This is a genomic window from Aeribacillus sp. SP014, assembly GCF_054055575.1.
The window spans coordinates 1,899,510-1,921,890 of sequence record NZ_JBSRXI010000001.1 but is presented as its reverse complement, the minus strand read 5'-3'; the positions used below and the strand labels follow the sequence as shown (position 1 = coordinate 1,921,890).

Genomic DNA, 22,381 nt, shown 5'->3' with positions numbered 1-22,381 from the left:
ACCTGAAAAGCCTATTTAGTGCTTTTCAGGTTTTTTGCTTATCATTCCTCGATTGGAGCTTTTCTTCTAAATTTGCTTAATACTTCATAGACGATTGGAACAATGATGAGAGTCAGCAAAGTCGAGCTGGTCAATCCGCCGATGACGGTTAAACCAAGTCCTCTCGAGATCATGCCTCCATCTCCTTCATAACCTAATGCGAGAGGAAGCAATGCTCCAACTGTTGCCAGCGCAGTCATTAAAATCGGTCTTAGACGAGTTGCCCCTGCTTCAATGAGCGCATCTCTTGTAGAAAGTCCTTCACGCTCTTTATGAATGACACGGTCAATTAACACAATCGCATTCGTCACAACAATACCGATTAACATGAGCGCACCGATCAAAGCTGAAACGCTCAATGTTTCTCCCCCAAGCCATAGCGCTACAAATCCGCCGATGACGGTAAATGGAAGTGAAAATAGAATGGCAAAAGGCGCAAGTCCTTGACTAAACGTAACCACCAGCACAAAGTAGACAACAGCGATGGCAGCGAGCATAGCCAATCCTAATTGTGAAAACGACTCATTGATCTGTTCGGACACTCCACCTGTTTCAATGTTCACACCAGGCGGCAATTCTAAACCATCTATTTTCTTTTGAATGTTTGCATTTACTTGGCTAACGTCATTAGTAGTAATCTCTCCGCTGACTGATACTGCAAATTTTCCGTCGCGTCTAGTAATCGTATTGGATGTTTCGCCTTCTTTTACTTTCGCTACATCTCCAATTTTCACATTCATGCCAAGTGGGGACTGAATGGTTTTCTTTTTCATCTCATCAATCGAATCAAATGTTTGCTCTTCCCCTTCAATATAAACTTCAATGTCTTGACCTTCTTTTTGGATTGTTGTTAAAACCGGCCGTTCATGGTGTTGGCTTAATGCCATCGCAATTTGCCCAGCGGTCAATCCTAGCTTGCTCATCTTTTCTTGATCAACAACAAACGTGAACTCATCATAAGTTTTCGATAAACCTGATTCGACATTTTTCAAGTTTTTTTCATCTTCCAAGATTTTTTGCACTTTTTGGGCGACAGGCTCAATATCTTCCATCGAATCGCCAAACACATACAATGTGTACTCATTGCTTGCCATCATCATGTCAATGGTGCCCCAATCGCCTTTTTCGTTCGTTAATTCATTTAAGTCTTTAACAATTTTCTCCTTTTCTTTTTCAAAATTCGGTGTGTCATCTTCATACATAATAAAGAAAATGGCCTGATTTCGATTTCCAGGATTCATCGGATTTTCGCTTCCGACAGACAATTGAATCGTTTTTACATGATCACGGTCGACAAGGAAATCTTCTGCCTTCAATGCGATATCTTCTACTTCTTCCAGCGTTTGCCCTGGATCCGGATCATACGTTACGATAACTTGCTTTTCTTGTTCATTCGGCAAAAAGCTTACACCGATGACAGGAATTAAAAACAGACTGGAGACAAGAAGCAGAATCGCAATCAATGATGTTATCCATTTATGGTTCAAAGACCAATTTAATATTTTTTTATAGTTAGTAACCAAAAAGCCAGCTTCCTTTTCTTTTTCGCCTTTCCGTTTTACTCCTTTTTTAAATAAAACGTGAGCAAGTGCCGGCACAATAGTAATCGCCACTAAAAGGGACGCTAAAAGCGAGAATACAATCGTAAGGGCAAACGGCATAAATAGCTGTCCGACCATCCCTTCGACAAATGCGAGCGGCAAGAAAACCGCTATCGTCACAATGGTTGAGGACATAATAGGAATAAACATTTCTTTTGTCGCTGCAATAATCAGCTCTTTCCCTTTTAACGGCTCCCCTTTTAATGTCATCCGTCTGTAAATATTTTCAATGACGACAATCGAATCGTCAATGACGCGGCCGATCGCCATTGTGATAGCTCCAAGCGTCATCATGTTCAACGTGATGTCCATTTCACGCAAAATGATTAATGCAATTAATATGGAAAGCGGAATTGACACCACGGAAATCAACGTTGAACGAATGTTGCGCAAAAACAGCAAAATGACAATAACTGCAAAAATCGAACCGAACAGAGCTTTATTCAGCATTGTTTCAACAGATTTTTCAATCGGTTCTGCTTGGTCCAGCGTTGAAACGACTCCGAGGCCTTTATATTCGTCTTTTAATTCATCCAATTTTTCTTTTACTTTATTTACGACTTCAACTGTATTCGCATCAGTAGCTTTTACAATTTGCAGTCCGATTGCTTCTTTTCCGTTCGTTCTTGATACGGATTCAGCTTTTCCGACGATTTCGATATCGGCAATTTCTCCTAATTCGACTGTTGGCAATTCAATGCTTTGCTGCTGGATCGCCTGATTTGGCGCTGCACCATTTGCTCCAGACAAACCGTTTGGCACTTGGCTCATTTGCGCCTCTCCGGCTTGCTGCCCTTGTGCTGATCCTGTGACTGGGATTTTAAGCTTTTTCAAATCGTCAATTGTCGTAATATTTCCGTCAACGACAACAGACTTTTCCGTGTCTTTAAATGTATAAAGACCTAATGGCGCACGGAGATCCGCACCTTGAATATAATTTTTTATTGTTTCCTCATTTAGCCCGAGCTCTTTTAATTTGTCTTGATGAAAAACAAGCCGCCCCTCTTCTACCTGCTGTCCAGAAGTTACAATGCTTTCTACTCCATCAATTCCTTTCAATTCAGGAACAATGATGTCTTCAACCAGTTCAGTTAATTCAGGAAGTGTTTTTCCTTCATCAAAAAAGCTCACTGTATAAACAGGGAAAGCGTTCATGCTAAATCTTGCAATTTTAGGCTCTCCTGCTCCATCAGGAAGTTCGACTTGTTCGATTGCCTTTTCAGCTTCCTCTTCTGCTCGTTCCATATCTTTTTCAAATTTGTATTCGATTTGAATAGAAGATGCATTTTCAAACGAATTAGAGCTGACGATTTCCACCCCGTTCAAATTGCGAACAGCTTCTTCAATAGGAACCGTCACTTTCTCTTGTACTTCTTCAGGGGTTGCACCTGGATATGTAGTCGTAACACTTATGATGGGAGTGTTTATGTCCGGGATCGTCTCCAGCTTCATATTAAATCCAGAAAATAGTCCCGCAAAAATTGCAATGATAGTTAAAATCCAAATAGCCAGTTTATTACGGAGCGAAAATTTAATAATGTTCTCCACCAAGTCCCATTCCTTTCATGAAGATTTGACAATTCTCCTTTTTTTATACATACTTATAGTAAGTTGACTATATAGTCATTATAATTGACCGGTTAACTAGTAGTCAACTAAACTAATAAAATTTTTTCCGACAATAAGGGGATGTTCATGTGAAAGAAAAAGAACGTTTAATCATTGAAGCTGCGATGAAGCTGTTTGCTCGAAAAGGCGTTTCTTCCACCTCCATCCAAGAAATTACCAATGCATGTGGCATTCCGAAAGGTTCGTTTTATTTTTATTTCAAGTCAAAAGACGAGCTGTTAATTAAATTATTGGAGCAGTTTTTTAGTCAGTTAAAGAAAAAAACGGAGCAAATCGGGGCAAATTACGAAGATCCAAAAGAGCGGTTTATTAAACAATTGTCTGTTCAATTAAAAGAATTTTTGGCGCATAAAGAAATATTTATTACGCAGATGCATGAAAATTTAAAAGAAAATAATGAAAAAATTGATTCGTTGTTACAAAACCTAAGAAACGATTTTTTTCATTTTTTAACAAACAATCTGAAAAACATTTACGGCAAGTCAATTGATAAGTATATAGCAGATGTAAACATTATCGTTCAAGGAATCTTTTTTTCATTCATTCAGTTCCTCATATTTGAAAATAGGGTGAGAGTAGATGAGGAAAAATTGGCAAAATACATTTTGCAAACAGCAGATGATTTAGTCAAAGGAATGCTGGCAAAACAAAATGACCCCATCATTCCAGCTGAGATCATGACCAAAATGTTCAATCATCCTCAATCCCCTAGCCATCCGTTGAACATTTTAAATGAGATAAAAGAAATGAGCCGTTCTATAATCGATGATGGACAGTTAAACATTACGATTGAAGTGTTAGAAGCTGAAATAACGGCTGAAAAGCCAAGAACTCCGGTCATTAAAGGAATGTTGTCAAATCTCCATGAATATCCTGAACTACGCTACTTGGCCAATCAACTAGCTGATTATTTTCAAATTAAATGAGCCTCTAAAGGGTTTAATTCCTTTAGAGGCTGTATTTTTACTCCAGCTCCAACGCTTTTGTTTCTTGTCCAAACAATAGAACAGCTAATGCTCCAATAATAATGGCAGCGCAAAAAATTGAAAAAATGGCTACCATGGAAACTTTGAGAGCGGCTAAATAACCAACTAATAAAGGCCCGAAAATGCCACCAATTCTTCCAAACGATGCGGCCATTCCCGCACCTGTCCCGCGAATTTCTGTTGGATAAAGCTCAGGTGTATAAGCATAAAGCGCTCCCCAAGCCCCTAAGTTAAAAAATGATAAAAAGATTCCAGATATTAAAAGCTCTGCCGTTGTATCGGAAAATCCGAAAAAGAATGCGCTCAGTGCAGTGCCAAATAAATAAAGAGAAAGAACAAATTTTCTACCGATTCGTTCAATGAGCCACGCCGCACTAAAGTATCCCGGAAGCTGTGCAATCGTCATAATAAGAACATACTCAAAGCTTTGCACTAAACTGTAGCCTTTCATCATCACAACGCTTGGAAGCCATAAAAACATCCCGTAATAAGAAAAAACAACAGAAAACCACAACACCCAAAGTACAGCTGTTTGTTTCACATATTTTTTTGACCAGACAGCTGCGATATTTTTCCATACATTTGATTTTGTTTGTATCGATTTGAATTTTTTTGAATCCGGAAGCTTCATGCGCAAATAAATCGCATAAAAAGCCGGAAGAGCTGTTAAAATAAGGGCGAGACGCCAGCCAAATTGAGGGATAACAAAATAAGATATAATTGCCGCGATCAACCATCCTGCAGCCCAAAAACTTTCAAGCAGCACGACCATTCTTCCCCGATCCTTTGTCGGCGAGCTTTCTGATACTAGCGTTGATGCTACTGGCAATTCACCCCCCAGCCCCATGCCGATAAAAAATCTTAACAGCAAAAATACTGCTAATGTGGTTGTAAAAGCCGACAGGCCGCTGCCGATCGAAAATAACAATAATGTGATAATAAAGACAGTTTTTCTGCCAATTTTGTCTGACAAGAGACCGAAGAAAAATGCCCCTACAGCCATGCCGATCGAGTTGATGCTCCCGATCCAGCTCATTTGTTCTGCCGTCAAATTCCAATCTTCTTTTAACGCGGCAATGATAAAAGATAAAATGCCGACATCCATTGCATCAAAAAGCCATGCGAGTCCCGCAATGCCTAATAGCTTTTTTGTTGACATCTCTTTCATCTTGTCAACTTCACCTCTTTCTGATGTCTTTACATATGTTTTGTTATATGTAAACTATATCATATTTTACATAATTGTCATGTTTTTTGTTTTATAAACGAAACATAATATTGTGCCACCGGCATATGAATCCTATAATCGCAATTTCAGACCATCTTTGCAGCGTTTCATTTATTGCAAAAGGTACAATTCCTTGAAATTTCTACTTTCAGAAAAATCCTTAACAACTAAAAAAGATCCACAGAAATCATTTATATATTCTGTAGATCTTCGCCATTTAAAAAGGAATAGGAGACAGCATTTTGTCTATAAAATTTTTATTTTTTGTTTTTTGTCCCATCTTCTACGTTATAGGCTTGACCATATGCTTCACGGGACGGTTCATATAAGTCATGTACATCCGTTCTTCTTTCGAGTTCCGTTTGTTCATGTGTACGTTTTTTGTTTTTAAACCACTTCATTTTTGCTCACCTCTCATATATATCATCATCTTCTTATTTATTGTTGCGAAATTTTTTACGTTTATTCGAAAATATGCATGCCATTCGCCAACCAGTTCTTTTTTTCATTTATAATGAAATTAATCGATTATGTTAGATTGAAGGTGACAGTATGGAGATCGAAGATATTATAAAGAAGGTTAAAAATCATACTCCGACGATAATTGGGATGGATCGTTTAGTAAAATTTGCGGTATTGCTTCCGTTTATGCGAATAAATGATGAAGTTCATTTGTTGTTTGAAGTACGCGCCAAAAAATTAAAAAGGCAGCCCGGCGAGATTTGTTTTCCAGGTGGGAAAGTTGAGCCGACCGATCACGATGCAAAACATACAGCTATTCGCGAAACATCAGAAGAGCTAGGTATTTCAGCCGATATGATTCAGCATGTATATCCGCTTGATTATGTGATGACTGCCTACGGAACGGTTGTTTATCCTTTTGTTGGCATGATCGATCCTGACGCTTCGTTAGAGCCAAACAAAGACGAAGTCGGCGAAGTATTTACAGTTCCTTTTCAATTCTTTTTAGAAACGAAGCCAGAAATTTATGAAGTTCATTTTCGGGCAGAACCTGAAGAAAATTTTCCTTATGAAAGCATCATCGGGGGAAAAAAATATAAATGGAATTCACCGAAAATAGAAGAACATTTTTATTATTATAAAGATAAAGTGATTTGGGGGCTGACAGCCCGGATGATCTACTATTTTATCGATATGCTGGAGAGCGAGCCATCCCTAAAATAGTTTTATGGGATGGCTGTTTATTTAAGCTGTACCGTGAAACAATTCTTTTTTCCTCCACCCGCCGAGCCTAAAATATAAAAAGGCGAATAAGCTGGAAATAACAAAGCTGACGCCCATTCCGACACCGATGCCGTCTTCGCCGATCCAATTGGAAAAAAGGTATGTGAGCGGGTAACGCAGCACCCAAAACGAGATGATGTTTAAAATTAAGACTTGCATCATCGCACCAGATCCACGAACAACACCGTTTAACACAAAATTGATGCCAAGAAACGGATAGAAGAAAGCGACGATTTTTAAATAATTCACACCAAATTGCACCGCTTCTTCCTCCTGGATAAATAATTCCACACCAAAACGGGCGAAAAAGAGAATTAGCAATGATATCAAAACCATAATAGCTAAATTATACATCAATCCATATTGAGCAATTTTATAAACTCGATCCCATCGATTGGCACCGATGTTTATGCCTGCCAAGCTGTTGACAGCAGTTCCGAGGGCCATTGCGGGAAGCAAGATAATATTATCGAGCCTCTGAGCAGCGCCGAATCCGGCCAGCGCGTCTTCGCCAAAACTAGCTACAACGCTCATGATCGCCGTCACTCCAGCGGAAATGACCATCATTTGCATGCCGGACGGAACCCCGATTTTTAAAATAAGAGAAACTTCTTCTTTTTTCGGCATACGCGGCCATGTAAAAGGAACTAATTTGTAATGAATCGCCAAATATATTCCGAATAAAAAGGCGATCCCTTGGGAAATCACTGTTGCATAAGCCGCTCCGGCTATGCCGAATTGAAATCCAGAAATAAATAATGGATCTAAAGCGGCATTTAAAAGAACAGCCAAAACAACAAAATAAACCGGGGCTTTGCTTTCTCCAAGCGCACGCATCAATGTCGCCACAAAATTGTAGCCGAATAAGAAAATAATTCCAAGAAAATTAATTCGCAAGTATAAGGATGCATCTGCAATTAAACTGTCAGGTGTTCCAAGCAAAAATAAAATCCGTTCAGCAAAAATAAATCCAAAAACTCCAAGCAAAATCGATAATATAAACAGCGTGACAACAAAGGCATTCACATACCGTTTCAACCCTTGTTCATCGCGTTTTCCTTTTAATTGGGACAAAATCGTTAATGTTGCTTGGTTGATCCCGATAATGAAAGAAAGAATTGTGAAAATGACAGTTCCAGAGAGAGACACCACCCCTAATGCACGAGCCCCCAGCAAGTTTCCAACCCATAAACTGTCAATTATTTGATACGAAACTTGAAGCAAGTTCGTTAATAAAATAGGCGAGGAAAAAGTGATGAGCTGCTTTAAAATATTTCCTTCTGAGTAATCCGTCTGTTTCATCCAAGAATCACCTTTTTCTTTCATCTTACATTGACGCAGCCTTCGAATAAGCAAAGTGCCACTCGGTGAAGGATTTACGACCACGTCCTGCTGAGAGCTTTTTTTGAACGAATGGGGCTCTCTTGCTTCCTTACCTTTTATCAAGATTTATTCTTCATATATCATTTTTTTCGTCATGCCGCCGTCAATAATAATATTTTCTCCCGTAATAAAATCGTTGTCGGGATGAGTTAAAAACAAACACGCTCTGGCAATATCATCCGGTTTTCCGACTCGCTTTGCAGGATGCTGTAGATGATCGCGCTCAGTAAGCAGTTCATAGTTGTTCGTTTCAATCCAGCCGGGGCTTATACAATTGACTCTGATTTTGTCTTCCCCCAATGAAATAGCTAAAGCGTGTGTTAAAGCAACGATGCCGCCTTTAGACGCAGCGTACGCTTCCGAATCTTTTTCAGACATGAACGCTCTTGTTGAAGCAATATTAATGATCGAACCTCCCCTTTCATTTTCTCGCATATATTTTGCAGATTCCTTTGCAAATAAAAATACGCTGCGAAGATTTGTTTGTAATATGTCATCCCATTCTTCAACCGTTAGCTCATAAAGAGATTTAAATCTTGAAACACCTGCATTGTTAATCACAATATCGATTCTTCCCGTTGTATGTTTGACCGTTTCTATTAATTTGATGACGTCCTTATGATTTTTGACATCCGTTTTGATAAACGTCGCTCCATATTCCTCAGCTGTTTCCTTTCCTTTTTGTTCATTCACATCCGCTATCACAACTGTTGCTCCTTCTTTTGCATAGGCGGAAACGATCGCTTTCCCGATCCCTTGTGCACCGCCGGTTATAATGACTGTTTTTCCTGCAAAGACCATGTCGATTCCTCCTCTTATCGTTTTTTAAAATCCTGCTCTTGTTTTCGATTACTTCCGTTGGAAATAACAGGGTCAGCCCCACAATATTGAAAATTTTCATTTAAAGATAGACTTTTTTCGTTGAACGCAGAAACCGTCTAAAGATCTTTTATGCAAGCTTTTTTCCTCCTTTTCGCTTCGGCTGCTTAAAAGGTTGGTTTCACCATCTTGTGTTCGAGCTACTAGTTCAATCTGGCTGCAAAGCTGGAAGCTTGCAACCTTCCCCTCCCCTAAATCGAAAAAAGAGTCCCCCTTGAAAAAGATTGACTGTTAGCTCAGAAGACACGCAGCCTGATATAAAAAGATCCACTCTACTCGCCTAAACGGAAGCGAATTAATTTTTTTGTATTGCCTTTTTTCGGCTGCAGATTTTACATTTCTTCAATTTAGTCGCTTTTAGATAGCTCACTCATTTATTATATCATTTATAAACTTAATCAATTGACAACAACGTGCAGCATACATAAAATACAATTAAACAGATCGGAATAAAAGTCAGAAAGGAGATACCTTTGGCAATTAAATTGACAACTGTTTCCATCTTTGTTTTCATGATTATCTCATGGCTGTTTGGCATCTATTCGCTGTCAAAGTTTTACACACCAACAATCTTCATCCCGATTTTTAACAATTATTATTGGTCTACTCCATTTGTCGGAATGTTAGGTTTAACTGTTTTCTTTTCCATCGTATCAGTAGCGGCATTTTTTATCTTGAAATATAAAAATTTTAGAAAACGAACCGCGATCTATTCTATAGCCTCCATTTTATGGATAGCTATTATCGCTGGGCAATTTAAAATTTTACTGTTTAATCTCGGGATTTGCCATTAACTTTATGATATTATTAAACTTTAACTCATTCTAACTGGACCAGGAGTGAAGAAATTGGAGAAGAAGCTAGAGAAAGCAACATTCGCCGGAGGCTGTTTTTGGTGCATGGTAAAACCTTTTGACCAGTGGGACGGCATTGAGAAAGTCATTTCTGGTTATACGGGCGGGCATGTTGAAAATCCTACTTATGAACAGGTCAAAACAGGGACAACTGGGCATTATGAAGCGGTACAAATCGAATTTGACCCAACGGTGTTCCCATATGATAAGCTCCTTGAAATTTATTGGCAGCAAATCGATCCGACCGATGACGGCGGACAATTCCACGACAGAGGCAGTCAGTACAGGACAGCCATTTTCTATCATTCAAATGAGCAAAAAACGCTGGCAGAACAATCTAAACTCGCCTTAGCCAAAAGCGGAAAATTCAATAAACCGATCGTAACCAAAATTTTACCGGCTGCGCCATTTTACCCAGCAGAAGAATATCATCAAAATTTTTATCAAAAAAATCCAGAAGCATACAAAAAAGATCGGGAAATATCCGGACGGGATGAATTTTTGCGAAAGCATTGGAAATAAAAATGATCGAAACAGTAAAATCTTACAATAGATTTTACTGTTTTTTTGAATGGCCATCACTGATTATGCATTCATTCAGCTTCCTGATTTCCGGACATCCAAACGCATTTGTGTAAACGATTCCATTTTGTGTGTCAATGCAGCCTCTCACTTCCAAAATGTTACAAACGAAATTTTGAAAACGTTTTACAAAAATGATTGACTATTTTTTTAGCATAACTTATTATTGTAATTGACAAAAAATTACGAATATTACCAAAGAAAGGGGATGGTACAATGGAAACATTCGGAAAGGAAAAAGAACAGGGGGAGCGCATTCTCGATTATGAGAAAATTGTTGCAACGAGCAAATTTCAACAGTTGATTCAAAAAAAGCGGAATTTTATTGTACCCATTATAATCGTTTTTCTCATCACTTACTTTTTATTGCCGATTCTCACGGGTTATACATCCATCTTGGAGCATAAAGCAATCGGATGGATTACATGGACATGGCTCTATTCGCTTGGTCTTTTTGTCATGGTTTGGGTGTTCGCTACGATGTATGTAAAAAAAAGCGGAAACATTTGACCAATTGGCGGAAGAAATTATTGAAGAAAATATAAAATAAGGGGGCTGCACTTTCATGAGTGTACCAGCATTTATTCTGTTTTTAATCATTCTTTTAGTCACGTTATATATCACGTATTGGGCTGCAAAAAGAACAAAAACCGCAAACGAATTTTATACAGCCGGCGGAGGCTTGACTGGGTGGCAAAATGGACTTGCGATAGCTGGAGACTATTTATCAGCCGCATCATTTCTTGGTATCGCAGGCGCCATCGCATTGAATGGATTTGATGGTTTCTACTACAGCATCGGCTATTTAACCGCATATCTCTTCGTTCTATTCATCGTTGCAGAGCCTCTCAGAAATTTAGGAAAATATACACTCGCAGATATGATCAACTCAAGATTCAGTGAAAGAAAAGTCCGTGCAACAGCTGCTCTTAGTTCCATCACAATTGTTATATTTTATATGATCGCACAGCTTGTTGGTGCAGGTGCACTCATTAAATTGTTATTGGGGATTGAGTATTGGATCGCCGTATTGATCGTTGGAGTCATGATGACCATTTACGTATTATTTGGTGGAATGACTGCAACTAGCTGGGTGCAAATCATAAAGGCTGTATTGCTTATGGCAGGAACGGTCATTATTTCATTCCTTGTTTTATTGAAATTTAACTTTAATATCGTTGGCATGTTTAACGAGATGTCACAAGCGACTCCACACGGCGAAAACTATTTACATTCAGGAATTGTATTTAAAAATCCGCTCGATTTACTTTCAATGATGCTTGCCTTAGTGTTGGGAACGGCAGGGCTTCCTCACATATTAATGCGCTTTTTTACCGTTAAAGATGCACAAACTGCACGTGCGTCAGTAGTTAATGCAACTTGGGTTGTCGGAATCTTTTATGTCATGACAATCTTCTTAGGATTCGGTGCAGCCAAATTTGTCGGTTCAGAAACGATTATAGCCGAAAATCCTGCTGGAAATATGGCGGCGCCGCTGCTTGCGAAAGCGCTTGGAGGAGATTTCTTAATGTCCTTTGTTTCTGCAGTAGCTTTTGCAACAATATTAGCTGTTGTTGCAGGTTTAGTTTTGTCTGGTGCGTCCGCATTCGCGCACGACATTTATGGACAGATCATTAAAAAAGGAAAAGCTACGGAAAGACAGCAAGTGTTAGCTGCAAGATGGGCTTCTGTAGGCGTTGCCGCATTTTCAATCCTGCTAGCCCTTGGCGCTCAATCATTAAATGTTGCATTTCTTGTGTCTCTTGCGTTTTGTGTAGCGGCAAGCGCTAATTTGCCCGTCATTGTTTATACGATTTATTGGAAAAAATTTAACACTGCCGGAGCGGTCACTGCCATGCTGGCTGGTTTAATTACAGCGATTGTATTAGTGTCAATCAGCCCAAATGTCATTCATCCTGAAGCTGGAAAAGCCTTTTTTGTCGGCGATCCTATTTTCCCGCTGACAAACCCAGCGCTCATATCAGTACCAGCAGGTTTTATCGGTGGTTTGATTGGTACGCTTGTTTCCGCCAAGCGGGATGAGAAAAAATATGCTGAAGTGACGTTTAAAGCCAATACTGGATATAAAGAAGCCGAAATGTAAGCGCTTGAAAAATAGATGAAGGGGGTGTCTGATAAGTCGTTTTTACGGCTTATTGACGCCCCCATTAATGTTTTAGAAACGTTGATATATCGGTGTTGTTTTCAATGGCGATTTGACTTTCTGGACAGCCCCCTTCAACTTTAAAACATGAAAAAGCCCATTTGAAATCATTAAAAAATGGGCTTTCATAATTTCATAATGAAAAAAACAATCCGTTCTCGTGCTTCTTCTGAATCCTTTCTCTGTTTTATATGCGTCAAAACGAGATGAGCAGATCTTTGTTTCACACTTTCTGTATGTTGCTTCCCCTCATCTTTCCAGCAGTATTGGATCAGAAAAATTCGCCAAATCAAGTGAGATCATCTGAAAAATGCTAGAAAGACGCGGCAGTCGCGTCTTTCTAGAAATATGTGCAGCTATGAATAATATAGGAAAATCTGTCCAATTTTTAATTTTTTGAAAAAGGGGGCGGTTAGTGACGTCAAATTTTCATAATGCCGCCTGTGCTAGCAGATGTAACCAGTTTGGAATAGCGAGCTAAGTAACCGGTTTTCACTTTTGGCTCAAAGCCTTTCCATTCCGCTTTTCGTTTGTTCCATTCCTCTTCTTTAACATGCACATCAATCGTCCGTTTTTCAATATCGATCACAATACGGTCTCCTTCTTTTACAAAGGCAATCGGTCCGCCTTCCGCAGCTTCAGGTGATACGTGACCAATCGATAAACCGCGGGATGCACCGGAGAAACGTCCATCCGTGATGAGAGCAACTTTCGGTCCAAGACCCATCCCAACAATTTGTGATGTCGGCGCAAGCATTTCAGGCATTCCCGGGCCTCCTTTAGGACCTTCGTAGCGAATGATGACAACATCCCCTTCTTTTACTTTTCCTTTCGCAATTCCTTCAAGCGCTTCCTCTTGAGAATCAAAAATTACGGCAGGGCCGTCAAAATGAGTGATTCCTCCTTGAACGCCGCCTGTTTTAATGATAGCGCCATCTGGAGCTAGGCTTCCAAATAATACGGCAAGTCCGCCTTTTTCAGAAAACGGATTATCAATTGGGCGAATAACGTTGTAATCTTTTACTTCGCATCCGGCAATATTTTCACCGAGCGTTTTTCCTGTTACCGTCATGCAGTCTAAATGAAGAGTTCCTTCTTTTTTCGTCAACTCATTTAATACGGCGGAAACTCCCCCAGCTGCATGTAAATCTTCAATATGAACATCAGATGCCGGCGCAAGCTTTGCTAAATGAGGCACTCTTTCCGCCACTTCATTGATCCGTTCAAGCGGATAATCAACGCCTGCTTCATTGGCAAGGGCTAAAGTATGCAAGACCGTGTTGGTCGAACCACCTAACGCCATATCTAAAGCAAATGCGTTATCAATTGCTTTTTCCGTCACAATATCACGAGGTTTTAAATCCATTTCGATCAATTTCATTAATTGTTTTGCCGTTTGTTTGACAAGTTCTTTCCGTTCAGGCGAAACAGCTAAAATCGTTCCGTTCCCTGGCAGGGCCAAACCTAATGCTTCAGACAAACAGTTCATTGAGTTTGCTGTAAACATGCCTGAACAAGATCCGCAAGTCGGACAGCCGTACATTTCAAGTTCTTTTAATCCGTTTTCATCTATTTTTCCTGATTGATAAGCTCCTACTCCTTCAAAAACTGAAGATAGGGAAATTTTCCGGCCGTCGCTTGTTCTTCCGGCAGCCATCGGTCCTCCGCTGACAAAAATCGTCGGAATGTTAATCCTCATAGCTGCCATCAACATACCAGGCGTAATTTTGTCGCAGTTCGGAATGCAGACCATGCCGTCAAACCAGTGTGCATTGACGACTGTTTCAACAGAATCAGCAATAATTTCTCGGCTTGGCAGTGAATAGCGCATGCCGATATGCCCCATTGCAATTCCGTCATCGACACCGATCGTATTAAATTCAAATGGCACGCCTCCAGCTTCGCGAATCGCTTCTTTTACAAGCTTTCCAAATTCTTGTAAGTGAACATGGCCTGGAATAATGTCCACATATGAATTAACAACCGCAATAAACGGTTTATCAAAATCTTCTTCTTTTACACCAGCTGCGCGCAACAAGCTTCGATGCGGTGCACGGTCAAACCCTTTCTTGATCATGTTGCTGCGTAATTGCGCCAAAATAAATCCCCCCGCTTTTAATTCCTTTTTTAATTTTCAATTAATTTTAATATTTAAATATTATACTACTATTTTATTTTTTTCACAAAGGTTTTTATTATGGCCTTTTTCATTAAAAAAAAGAGGAATCGTATGCGCCGCTTCCTCTTGTCATTGCAAATAATCAATCTCCATCAAACAAATCCCCAATTCCGCCTAAAATGCTGCCTTCATCTTTGCCTCCACTTTGCGCGGCCAAAACTCTGTCAGCTAAACGGCTGAAGGGCAATGATTGCACCCAAACAGAACCCGGTCCACGTACGGTTGCGAAAAACAGACCTTCGCCGCCAAAGAATGCCGTTTTCACTTTGCCGACAAATTCGATATTGTAATCAACATCTTTTGTCATTGCTACTAAACAGCCTGTATCAATTTTAAGTTTTTCTCCTGGGAGCAAATCCTTCTGGATAATCGTTCCGCCTGCATGAAGAAAAGCTAATCCATCTCCCTCAAGCTTCTGCATAATAAACCCTTCACCGCCGAAAAATCCTGTCCCTAATTTCCGTTGAAATTCAACTCCGACGGAAACCCCTTTTGCAGCGCAAAGAAATGAATCCTTTTGACAAATGACCTTCCCGCCGAATTCCTTTAAATCAAGCGGAATAATTTTTCCGGGATACGGAGCGGCAAAGGAAACATGTTTTTTTTCCATCTGATGATTTGTAAACACTGTCATAAATAAGCTTTCTCCAGTAATCAAACGCTTCCCTGCGCCAACAAGTTTACCTAATAAACCTTTTGATTGATTACTTCCGTCACCAAATACTGTTTCCATTTCAATACCATCGTCCATCATCATCATGGCGCCGGCTTCTGCTATGGCGCTTTCGCCAGGATCAAGTTCAATTTCGACAAATTGCATATCGTCTCCATGAAGTTTGTATTCAATTTCATGAGCGACCATAGTTTCACCCCAATAATTGTAATTTTTTGAATATGTAATATACTCATCATAGCTCTTTTTCATCCATATTGCCATAATTTTTTTAAGAATCTCTATGACCATAGAACCAGTGCATAATACCACTTTGAGCAATCCGTTCGATTTCTTTTTCAATCGGGCTTCGGTGCAATATGAATGTTTTGTCCTAGGCAAGGAAAAAGAATTGCTTGCAGCAAAAAAGCCAAAGGATTAACGGCTGCTCAGTTAAACGATATATCTACTTCATTTGCAAAATGCAGATGTAAAATAAAGTTTGATAAATAATCGTCTTATATAAAATTGAAAGTTTGATCAAAAATCCTGTTTATTTAGAATTTATCCTTTAAAAAAGCAAAACAGAATTTGATCGAATTTAATCGATTTAGGAGCGAGAAAATCAGCCTCTAAATCCGAAAAAACTAACGAGGTATTGGTACAGCTCGAACAGTTCATACAGGGCTGACCAGTTTATAAAGATAATATAAAAAGTTAATTGATGAAATTATCTGAGTAATAGATTTTCGAATAAACTAACATCACTGGATATGGAATATTCGTTCTGGATCGCTGCTGAAATAATTTCGCAGAAGCAATTTGAGAAATTATAGATAATACCTTTTATTAGGTGTATTTTTATTTTTACTTCAACAAAGGAAAGCAGCTGCAAATGAATCTTATCGTGCAAATAATATAGAATGATTTCTTGTCTTTGATAAAAATTCCTATGTAAAGCTGGAGAATAGTATGTGAAACATACACTTCAACAATTCGGGGCTTTAGTTGAAAACATCTGAGCCTTCATCGTAAAAAATTAAAGATTGAAGAGAGCTTTTTCGCCAAAAACAAATGCTCAATCCCTATCATGTGCAGAACTTCCATTTTCGGATTCTCACTTATTTGATCACATTTACTTTCTCTGCAGCCGTGAAAGGCTGTAATCATAAATATCTTCATGTCAACACAAAGGAGGGCATCGAAACTTCCAGCGCTCAAAACAATTGATGTCCTCCCCCTCCTAGCTTTATGTTCAGTAAACTTTTTCCAATACTAATTCAAGACAAATCCGAGCATTCGCTCCTAAATTGCTCGTCATTCTTTGTCGATAACTTTTACGGTCGTAAAATCGGCAAAATAATGGAGCCCTGAACAGCTCGGAATTTTCAGATCTATCAATCAACATCAAGTCCGTTGTTCCTCTAAAAGCCGTTTATGAATCCAAATCGCTGCTTGGATTCCATCCCCCATTGCGATTGCAGCTTGTTCCGAGTGAGCCGCAACGTCTCCGGCTGCCCAAACATTTTGGACGCTCGTTTCTTTCGTCCGTGCATGGATGACTAGATGCTTATTTTCTAATCGCTCGGCGCCGAGCTGAGCGGCAAGATCTGAATGAACGCGATTGCCGCCAAATCCGAGGAAGCCTCTATCCGCGAAAAGGCGTCTTCCGCTTTCCAATTCAACTCCCTTAAACCATTCACCGTCTCTCATCACTTTCGTTAACCGTTCTTTTATGTATTCGATATTTTTATTAGAAAGTTCATTTTTTAATGCATCATTAATTTCTTCTCCATCATGATTCACGTACTGAATGTCTTTCGTCCAGTACGTTAGTGAGAGAGCCAGCTTTGCTCCTGCTTTTCCTGCCCCCATTACAATGACCGATTTCCCATCTACTTCATATCCATCGCAATCAGGGCAAACATATACCGAAATGCCTAAACAATGCTTTATTTCTGACAGCACTTCTGGTATGCGGTCGGTAACCCCTGTTGCAATCAGCAATTTTTTTGTTTTGTATATGCTGCGATCGTCCGTTTCGATAAGGAAATCTTTTCCTTGCTTTTCGACTTTTGCTGCCAGCTTTTTCAAAAATTTTACTCCGTATTTTTCTGCATGTTCTCTTCCAAGAGTACGCAGTGTCTGTCCGCTTACCCCGTCAGGCCATCCTAACAAATTATGATAGCTTCTGCATAGCATCGATCTTCCGTTCATCTTGTCGATGACTAAAACATCATGTTTATACCTTCCAAGCATAATGGCTGCAGATAAACCGGCGATCCCGCCGCCAACAATGATGCAATCGTATGTTTTCACTTTTCCACCCTTTCAGTCAACCTTGCAAAAAAGGCGTTAATGTTTTGATCATTTCAGCTATTTTTTTTCTATTTTTTATATACATGTTTTTCGCTTCGGTATTTTCAGTTTGCAGAGCGTATAATTCAAAATCTGTCTCCACTTTTTTAAGGGATGAAAGAAGAAGCTGTTTTTCAACAGGTTCAGGCACTTTTACTTTATCATCATATAAATCAACAGTGAGTTGTCCATATGAATCGACTTGGGCTAAAAAAACATTCTCGACGGCGACTCCTAATTGATCGAGTTTTTCTTTCAGCCATCTTCGATTCAAACCGGTCGTTGAAAGAGCTTCGTCCATAATTTTTCCGTCCATTATGACGGTTTGCGGTTCTTTAACAGGGGCAACGTTCGATTTGATATCTCCTACCGTTATAGGCTGTTTTTCTTTTTTTAACAAAATACTCAGTTCACCAGTAGTTTCCAAAATAGCAAATTCCACATCACTGGCATGATGGACATTATTTTTCCTCAATTGTTCCAACAAAGCGGCCAAAGGATATTTTTCTTTCTTTAAATTTTCCTCCATGATTTTTCCGTTTTTAATAAAAACGGTCGGTTTTCCTTCAATAAATTGCTGAAACGACGGACTTTTCATGGAAATGAATGAAATAATAACCGGAATCATCACCCATATGGCAATGCTGATAATACCGTTTGTTAAATTTAAATTCGTATCCATTGACAGTGTCCCGGCGATGTCACCAATGGTAATGCCGACGACGTATTCAAAAAAGGAAAGCTTGGAAAGCTGTTTTTTTCCCAATAGTTTGGAAATGAAAAATAATCCAGCTATTATGGCAAGTGAACGAATAATGACTTCAACCCACTCTGGCATGTTCATCCCTCTTTTCAAAAGCCTTTATACTCAGGTTCCTCAAACTCCAGCTCTCCAATTCGAGACTTTACATCATTGATAATTTCTTCAGATATTAACATGTTTTCGTGAAAAACTCGTTTCGTTTCTTCATCAGTTGACGTAATGGCCAAGTTTTGCAATCCCGCATGAATGCTTTTTAAACTGGCCAGCGTTTGCTTGACCTGTGATGCTACTGTCAATCCAATCACCCCTTTGGTTTAAATAAAAGCGCTCCGATAAAACCAAAAATAATAGCTGCTGAAATACCGGAGCTAGTCACTTCAAACATACCTGTTAAAACTCCTATCAATCCATGTTTTTCTGCTTCTTGCAACGCTCCATGAACGAGAGAATTTCCGAAGCTTGTAATCGGAATGGTTGCACCTGCACCCGCAAAATCGATAAATGGTTCATAAAGCCCGAAACCGTCCAAGATGGCTCCAATCACGACAAACGTACTTAATGTATGAGCAGGTGTTAAATGAAACACATCAAACATGATCTGTCCAATTACACAAATTAATCCGCCTATGACAAACGCCCAAAAAAATGACGCAACCAAATGTTTCACCCCCTGAATTCAATGGACACAGCGTGTGCAATGCACGGAATGGTTTCATTTTGCTGGAACGTTAGCGGAGAAAGCAGCGCCCCAGTTGCGACAGCGAGAATTCGCTTCAGCTCGCCTTTTTTCATCCGATTTAATAAATGGCCGTATACGACAATTGCCGAGCAGCCAGCCCCGCTTGCACCGGATAAAACTGGTTGTCCTTCCCGATAAATCATTAAACCGCAATCCTGAAATTTTTCCTCATCCATTTGAACTCCATTTTTTTCAAATAATTCAAGAGCGACGTTGCGTCCGATTTTTCCTAAGTCGCCTGTTACAATTAAATCATAGTAGTCCGCATCAATATTTAAATCGCGGAAATGCGCTTCTATCGTATCAACTGCTGCCGGCGCCATCGCACCGCCCATATTAAACGGATCAGACATGCCTAAATCGACCACTCTGCCAATCGTTGCCGAGGTCACGGCAGGTCCTTTCCCTTCATTGCTTAACAAAGCAGCTCCTGCACCCGTGACTGTCCACTGTGCAGTCGGTGGCTTTTGCCCACCGTACTCGGTCGGATAGCGAAATTGTTTTTCGATTGCCGTATTATGGCTGGCCGCACCAGTCAGTAAATATTTTGCTCCGCCGTAATTGACGATAAATGCGCTTAATGCCAGCCCTTCCATCGACGTAGAACAAGCGCCGAAAATGCCGAGATAAGGAACGCCGAACGTTCTTGCTGCAAAGCTGGAAGGGGTGATTTGATTCACTAAATCTCCGGAAATAATAAATTCCACCTGTTCTTTTTCAATGTTTCCTTTTTCTATTGCTTTGTAAAACGCTTCTTCAAAAAGCACTTTATGAGCTTTTTCATAAGAGTCCTCACCCAACCACAAATCTTCGTGAAGAAGATCAAAATCGTCGGCTAGTCTGCCATTTGCTTCAAACGGCCCGCCAACGGTAGCGGTTGAAATGATCACGGGTTGATTATGAAATACCCAAGTGCGATGTCCTTTCAGCATTTCAAAAACCACCCCATTTGATTAAAATCGTTTTGATTAAAGCAACTACAAATGCAGAAAATGTTCCAAATAAAATAACAGATCCGGCCAATTTAAACATGTTCCCGCCTACACCGAGGACAAATCCTTCTGTTCGATGCTCAATCGCTGCAGAAATAACAGCATTTCCGAACCCTGTGACTGGTACAGCGCTTCCGGCACCGCCAAATTGAGCAATCCGGTCGTAAACACCAAATCCGGTCAAAAGCATAGATAAAAAAATCATCGTGGCAACAGTCGGATTTCCAGCGGTTTGTTGAGTAAAATGAAAAAAGTACATGTAAAAAAACTGTATCGCTTGTCCGATGGAGCAAATAATTCCACCGACTAAAAAGGCTCGTAAACAGTTTTGGACAACAGGTCTTTTCGTTTCATTTTTTTTCTCCAATTGATAGTATTCCTGCATGATTTTCGTTTGAAGTTTTCTTTGCTCATTCGCCATCGAAAACACCTTCTTATGTTTCTTCTCTGCTCAATTGAATAATGTTTTCCACTTTCTTGTTCATTTCACGCTTGTCCAGATTTTCCAGTTTGTTAATTAATTTTTCTGTTTCCCAATAAATTTTCATATCGCTTGAAACGGTGACATCATAATCTCGGAAAGATTTTTTTAATTTTTTTTTCAATTGTTTTTTCCTTTTGTTTTAATTGAAACCGTTTCATATGATCTAATTGAAAAGCAAGCAATAGCTTGCGGTCTGTATTGACGCTTATGGCTTTGGGAACTCCATCATAGCTTTCCGCTATTTCCTCCGCCTTTTTCGCGACCTTTTGATTAAAAGGAGCGTTCTTCGTCGAATAATTGATTTTTGTCGGTTGTTCTAAAGTCGGATCGACCATATCGTTCTGTTGGCATGCTGAGAAAACAAAAAGGAAAGTGAAAAAGAATATAAAATGTTTCATCCTGACCAGCTCACTCTTATTTGTGATGTGTTGAAAAGGTTGGTAAATACCAACCTTTACTGTTGCCTATATTGAGGCTCTTCATTCTGGATTTGCTGCAAGCGAGTATTAATCAAATCAACGATTGACTGTGTTTGCTGCGCAGCCTGTTGATAAATCTGTTTTGCTTGCTTGTTTTCCGTTTGCAGTGCAAACGTTTCAAAGCTTGCTTGAGCACTTTTTAATCCTGCTAATGTTTGTTGAACTTGAGTTGAAACTGTCAATGTCAATTCCTCCTTTTTGTTGTTACAAGTTTAATATTTCCTAAATGCCCAAAAGTAAAAAAGGTATGTTCTTCCCTTATATCCATTTTATTCCGCATTATTATTTTGATTTTTCAGGCATAATGACAGCAGGTGCCGAACCAGTCCCGCCGCTGTTGTAAAACTGCGGAACTTTTCCTTCAATAAATAAATCACCAATTTTCACTGAATTTTCTATTTCCATATCTTTTGAAATCGAAGGAATAATGACGTTAATTTTAACTAAAATGTCCATATAAATTTCTAAATAAGCGTTATTAATGCCAATTTCCTTATATTTTGTGCTAATTTCTGAATTAACTGAACCAATAAGTTCAAAGCGTACGGGAACTTCGGGACCTAAATGGGAGATGAGCGCATTGTTCGTTATTAATCCGAGTGGAATATGATAAACCAGGCCTTTTCCATCTGGGTTTTGATTGACGGGGATGCCGTCTTCCGATTCAACCTCCACATTCCCATCTAAATATTGCTGAATATAAACGGTCGCATCTGAAATAAGACGGTTATAAATTTGGGAATTAAAGCTGTAAGTCGCCGTTTCGTCTGATTTCTTTTCATGAATAATGATCAATTCCTTCATATCAAGTTTTTCCGCTATTTTTTTCGAAACAGCATCATGAATTGCATGTTCGGCAATTTGCCTCGTCTTTGTTTCCGCTATTCTGACCAATGTCGGTTCAATAATGGCATTGATCAGCCATAGGCTGTATGCTGTCAAAACATTGAAAATGACAAATGTAATTAAAAAAACATATTTAGCCGGCAGAGGGCCGCGTCTTCGTCGTCTTCTGAATTTTCGGTACAAAAGAATTTCCCTCCCTTTGTACCAATATATGTAGAAAAGAAAGCTGATTAGAAGCTAAAATAAAATTGGAATCAACTGTAACTAATAAAGAATCGTGAAAAAACAATACTATAACT

At 39.4% G+C, this 22,381-nt stretch carries 23 protein-coding genes; 6 read left to right on the top strand and 17 right to left on the bottom strand.

Annotated elements, in window-relative coordinates; translation table 11 throughout:
• Positions 1–41 precede the first annotated feature (41 nt).
• Positions 42–3,188, bottom strand: a complete 3,147-nt coding sequence (locus ACVIJU_RS09425) for an efflux RND transporter permease subunit (protein ID WP_456687507.1) — start codon at positions 3,186–3,188, stop codon at positions 42–44.
• 149 nt (positions 3,189–3,337) lie between these two features.
• Here ACVIJU_RS09425 and ACVIJU_RS09420 point away from each other — a divergent pair, with 149 nt between their 5' ends.
• Positions 3,338–4,195, top strand: a complete 858-nt coding sequence (locus tag ACVIJU_RS09420; RefSeq protein ID WP_063389586.1) for a TetR/AcrR family transcriptional regulator — start codon at positions 3,338–3,340, stop codon at positions 4,193–4,195.
• A gap of 37 nt (positions 4,196–4,232) precedes the next feature.
• Here the strand turns inward: ACVIJU_RS09420 and ACVIJU_RS09415 are convergent, their stop codons facing one another.
• Positions 4,233–5,423 (bottom strand): MFS transporter, encoded by a 1,191-nt coding sequence (locus ACVIJU_RS09415; RefSeq protein WP_063389587.1) that lies wholly within the window; start codon positions 5,421–5,423, stop codon positions 4,233–4,235.
• A gap of 317 nt (positions 5,424–5,740) precedes the next feature.
• Positions 5,741–5,884 carry a hypothetical protein gene (locus ACVIJU_RS09410; protein WP_158640157.1) on the bottom strand — a complete coding sequence of 48 codons (144 nt, stop codon included), beginning with the start codon at positions 5,882–5,884 and terminating at the stop codon, positions 5,741–5,743.
• A gap of 151 nt (positions 5,885–6,035) precedes the next feature.
• Here ACVIJU_RS09410 and ACVIJU_RS09405 point away from each other — a divergent pair, with 151 nt between their 5' ends.
• Entirely contained in the window at positions 6,036–6,668 is a 633-nt protein-coding gene (locus ACVIJU_RS09405) for an NUDIX hydrolase (protein WP_456687506.1), read from the top strand.
• Between the two features lie 21 nt (positions 6,669–6,689).
• Here the strand turns inward: ACVIJU_RS09405 and ACVIJU_RS09400 are convergent, their stop codons facing one another.
• Together ACVIJU_RS09400 and ACVIJU_RS09395 are read right to left on the bottom strand one after the other, a co-directional pair.
• Positions 6,690–8,030 (bottom strand): MATE family efflux transporter, encoded by a 1,341-nt coding sequence (locus ACVIJU_RS09400; protein ID WP_311067339.1) that lies wholly within the window; start codon positions 8,028–8,030, stop codon positions 6,690–6,692.
• 147 nt (positions 8,031–8,177) lie between these two features.
• Positions 8,178–8,912, bottom strand: coding sequence for an SDR family NAD(P)-dependent oxidoreductase (locus ACVIJU_RS09395; RefSeq protein ID WP_066246619.1), 735 nt, complete (start codon positions 8,910–8,912; stop codon positions 8,178–8,180).
• A 551-nt stretch (positions 8,913–9,463) separates the two neighbouring features.
• Between ACVIJU_RS09395 and ACVIJU_RS09390 the strand changes: the two genes are divergently transcribed.
• The 4 genes from ACVIJU_RS09390 to ACVIJU_RS09375 all read left to right on the top strand — a co-directional run bounded on the left by ACVIJU_RS09390 (position 9,464) and on the right by ACVIJU_RS09375 (position 12,530).
• Complete coding sequence (locus ACVIJU_RS09390) at positions 9,464–9,784, top strand: hypothetical protein (protein WP_456687505.1); 321 nt, start codon at positions 9,464–9,466, stop codon at positions 9,782–9,784.
• A 54-nt stretch (positions 9,785–9,838) separates the two neighbouring features.
• Positions 9,839–10,366 carry a peptide-methionine (S)-S-oxide reductase MsrA gene (gene msrA, locus ACVIJU_RS09385; RefSeq protein WP_094245694.1) on the top strand — a complete coding sequence of 176 codons (528 nt, stop codon included), beginning with the start codon at positions 9,839–9,841 and terminating at the stop codon, positions 10,364–10,366.
• A gap of 276 nt (positions 10,367–10,642) precedes the next feature.
• Positions 10,643–10,936 carry a DUF485 domain-containing protein gene (locus ACVIJU_RS09380; protein ID WP_456687504.1) on the top strand — a complete coding sequence of 98 codons (294 nt, stop codon included), beginning with the start codon at positions 10,643–10,645 and terminating at the stop codon, positions 10,934–10,936.
• Between the two features lie 55 nt (positions 10,937–10,991).
• Positions 10,992–12,530, top strand: a complete 1,539-nt coding sequence (locus ACVIJU_RS09375; RefSeq protein WP_094245693.1) for a solute symporter family protein — start codon at positions 10,992–10,994, stop codon at positions 12,528–12,530.
• Between the two features lie 481 nt (positions 12,531–13,011).
• Here the strand turns inward: ACVIJU_RS09375 and ilvD are convergent, their stop codons facing one another.
• From ilvD to yunB, 12 genes are all read right to left on the bottom strand, one after another.
• On the bottom strand, positions 13,012–14,688 hold the full coding sequence (ilvD, locus tag ACVIJU_RS09370; protein WP_063389594.1) for a dihydroxy-acid dehydratase: 1,677 nt from the start codon (positions 14,686–14,688) through the stop codon (positions 13,012–13,014).
• A 163-nt stretch (positions 14,689–14,851) separates the two neighbouring features.
• Positions 14,852–15,631 carry a TIGR00266 family protein gene (locus ACVIJU_RS09365; protein WP_063389744.1) on the bottom strand — a complete coding sequence of 260 codons (780 nt, stop codon included), beginning with the start codon at positions 15,629–15,631 and terminating at the stop codon, positions 14,852–14,854.
• A 1,197-nt stretch (positions 15,632–16,828) separates the two neighbouring features.
• Positions 16,829–17,740: an NAD(P)/FAD-dependent oxidoreductase gene (locus ACVIJU_RS09360; protein WP_456687503.1), complete on the bottom strand. Its 912-nt coding sequence runs from the start codon at positions 17,738–17,740 to the stop codon at positions 16,829–16,831.
• Positions 17,741–17,756: 16 nt separating this feature from the next.
• Positions 17,757–18,617 carry a DUF421 domain-containing protein gene (locus ACVIJU_RS09355; protein ID WP_456687502.1) on the bottom strand — a complete coding sequence of 287 codons (861 nt, stop codon included), beginning with the start codon at positions 18,615–18,617 and terminating at the stop codon, positions 17,757–17,759.
• A gap of 14 nt (positions 18,618–18,631) precedes the next feature.
• Positions 18,632–18,838: a DUF1657 domain-containing protein gene (locus tag ACVIJU_RS09350; RefSeq protein ID WP_063389730.1), complete on the bottom strand. Its 207-nt coding sequence runs from the start codon at positions 18,836–18,838 to the stop codon at positions 18,632–18,634.
• A gap of 5 nt (positions 18,839–18,843) precedes the next feature.
• Positions 18,844–19,200, bottom strand: a complete 357-nt coding sequence (gene spoVAE, locus ACVIJU_RS09345) for a stage V sporulation protein AE (protein WP_063389729.1) — start codon at positions 19,198–19,200, stop codon at positions 18,844–18,846.
• Between the two features lie 5 nt (positions 19,201–19,205).
• Positions 19,206–20,213 (bottom strand): stage V sporulation protein AD, encoded by a 1,008-nt coding sequence (gene spoVAD, locus ACVIJU_RS09340; protein ID WP_063389728.1) that lies wholly within the window; start codon positions 20,211–20,213, stop codon positions 19,206–19,208.
• A gap of 1 nt (position 20,214) precedes the next feature.
• Positions 20,215–20,694, bottom strand: coding sequence for a stage V sporulation protein AC (gene spoVAC / locus ACVIJU_RS09335; RefSeq protein WP_063389727.1), 480 nt, complete (start codon positions 20,692–20,694; stop codon positions 20,215–20,217).
• Between the two features lie 13 nt (positions 20,695–20,707).
• Complete coding sequence (locus ACVIJU_RS09330; protein WP_456687501.1) at positions 20,708–20,878, bottom strand: hypothetical protein; 171 nt, start codon at positions 20,876–20,878, stop codon at positions 20,708–20,710.
• On the bottom strand, positions 20,841–21,155 hold the full coding sequence (locus ACVIJU_RS09325) for a YhcN/YlaJ family sporulation lipoprotein (RefSeq protein WP_456687500.1): 315 nt from the start codon (positions 21,153–21,155) through the stop codon (positions 20,841–20,843). The genes ACVIJU_RS09330 and ACVIJU_RS09325 overlap by 38 nt, the downstream gene beginning before the upstream one ends.
• Positions 21,156–21,211: 56 nt before the next feature.
• Positions 21,212–21,418 (bottom strand): DUF1657 domain-containing protein, encoded by a 207-nt coding sequence (locus ACVIJU_RS09320; protein WP_063389725.1) that lies wholly within the window; start codon positions 21,416–21,418, stop codon positions 21,212–21,214.
• Positions 21,419–21,518: 100 nt separating this feature from the next.
• Entirely contained in the window at positions 21,519–22,265 is a 747-nt protein-coding gene (yunB, locus tag ACVIJU_RS09315) for a sporulation protein YunB (protein ID WP_063389724.1), read from the bottom strand.
• Positions 22,266–22,381: the final 116 nt, after the last annotated feature.

Excerpts from the sequence above, each read along its gene's own strand:
- ACVIJU_RS09415 (WP_063389587.1), bottom strand. The coding sequence starts at position 5,423 with ATGAAAGAGATGTCAACAAAAAAGCTATTAGGCATTGCGGGACTCGCA.
- ACVIJU_RS09410 (WP_158640157.1), bottom strand. The coding sequence starts at position 5,884 with ATGAAGTGGTTTAAAAACAAAAAACGTACACATGAACAAACGGAACTC.
- ACVIJU_RS09405 (WP_456687506.1), top strand. The coding sequence starts at position 6,036 with ATGGAGATCGAAGATATTATAAAGAAGGTTAAAAATCATACTCCGACG.
- ACVIJU_RS09400 (WP_311067339.1), bottom strand. The coding sequence starts at position 8,030 with ATGAAACAGACGGATTACTCAGAAGGAAATATTTTAAAGCAGCTCATC.
- ACVIJU_RS09395 (WP_066246619.1), bottom strand. The coding sequence starts at position 8,912 with ATGGTCTTTGCAGGAAAAACAGTCATTATAACCGGCGGTGCACAAGGG.
- ACVIJU_RS09380 (WP_456687504.1), top strand. The coding sequence starts at position 10,643 with ATGGAAACATTCGGAAAGGAAAAAGAACAGGGGGAGCGCATTCTCGAT.
- ACVIJU_RS09375 (WP_094245693.1), top strand. The coding sequence starts at position 10,992 with ATGAGTGTACCAGCATTTATTCTGTTTTTAATCATTCTTTTAGTCACG.
- ACVIJU_RS09365 (WP_063389744.1), bottom strand. The coding sequence starts at position 15,631 with ATGGTCGCTCATGAAATTGAATACAAACTTCATGGAGACGATATGCAA.
- ACVIJU_RS09355 (WP_456687502.1), bottom strand. The coding sequence starts at position 18,617 with ATGCCAGAGTGGGTTGAAGTCATTATTCGTTCACTTGCCATAATAGCT.
- spoVAD (WP_063389728.1), bottom strand. The coding sequence starts at position 20,213 with ATGCTGAAAGGACATCGCACTTGGGTATTTCATAATCAACCCGTGATC.
- spoVAC (WP_063389727.1), bottom strand. The coding sequence starts at position 20,694 with ATGGCGAATGAGCAAAGAAAACTTCAAACGAAAATCATGCAGGAATAC.
- ACVIJU_RS09325 (WP_456687500.1), bottom strand. The coding sequence starts at position 21,155 with ATGAAACATTTTATATTCTTTTTCACTTTCCTTTTTGTTTTCTCAGCA.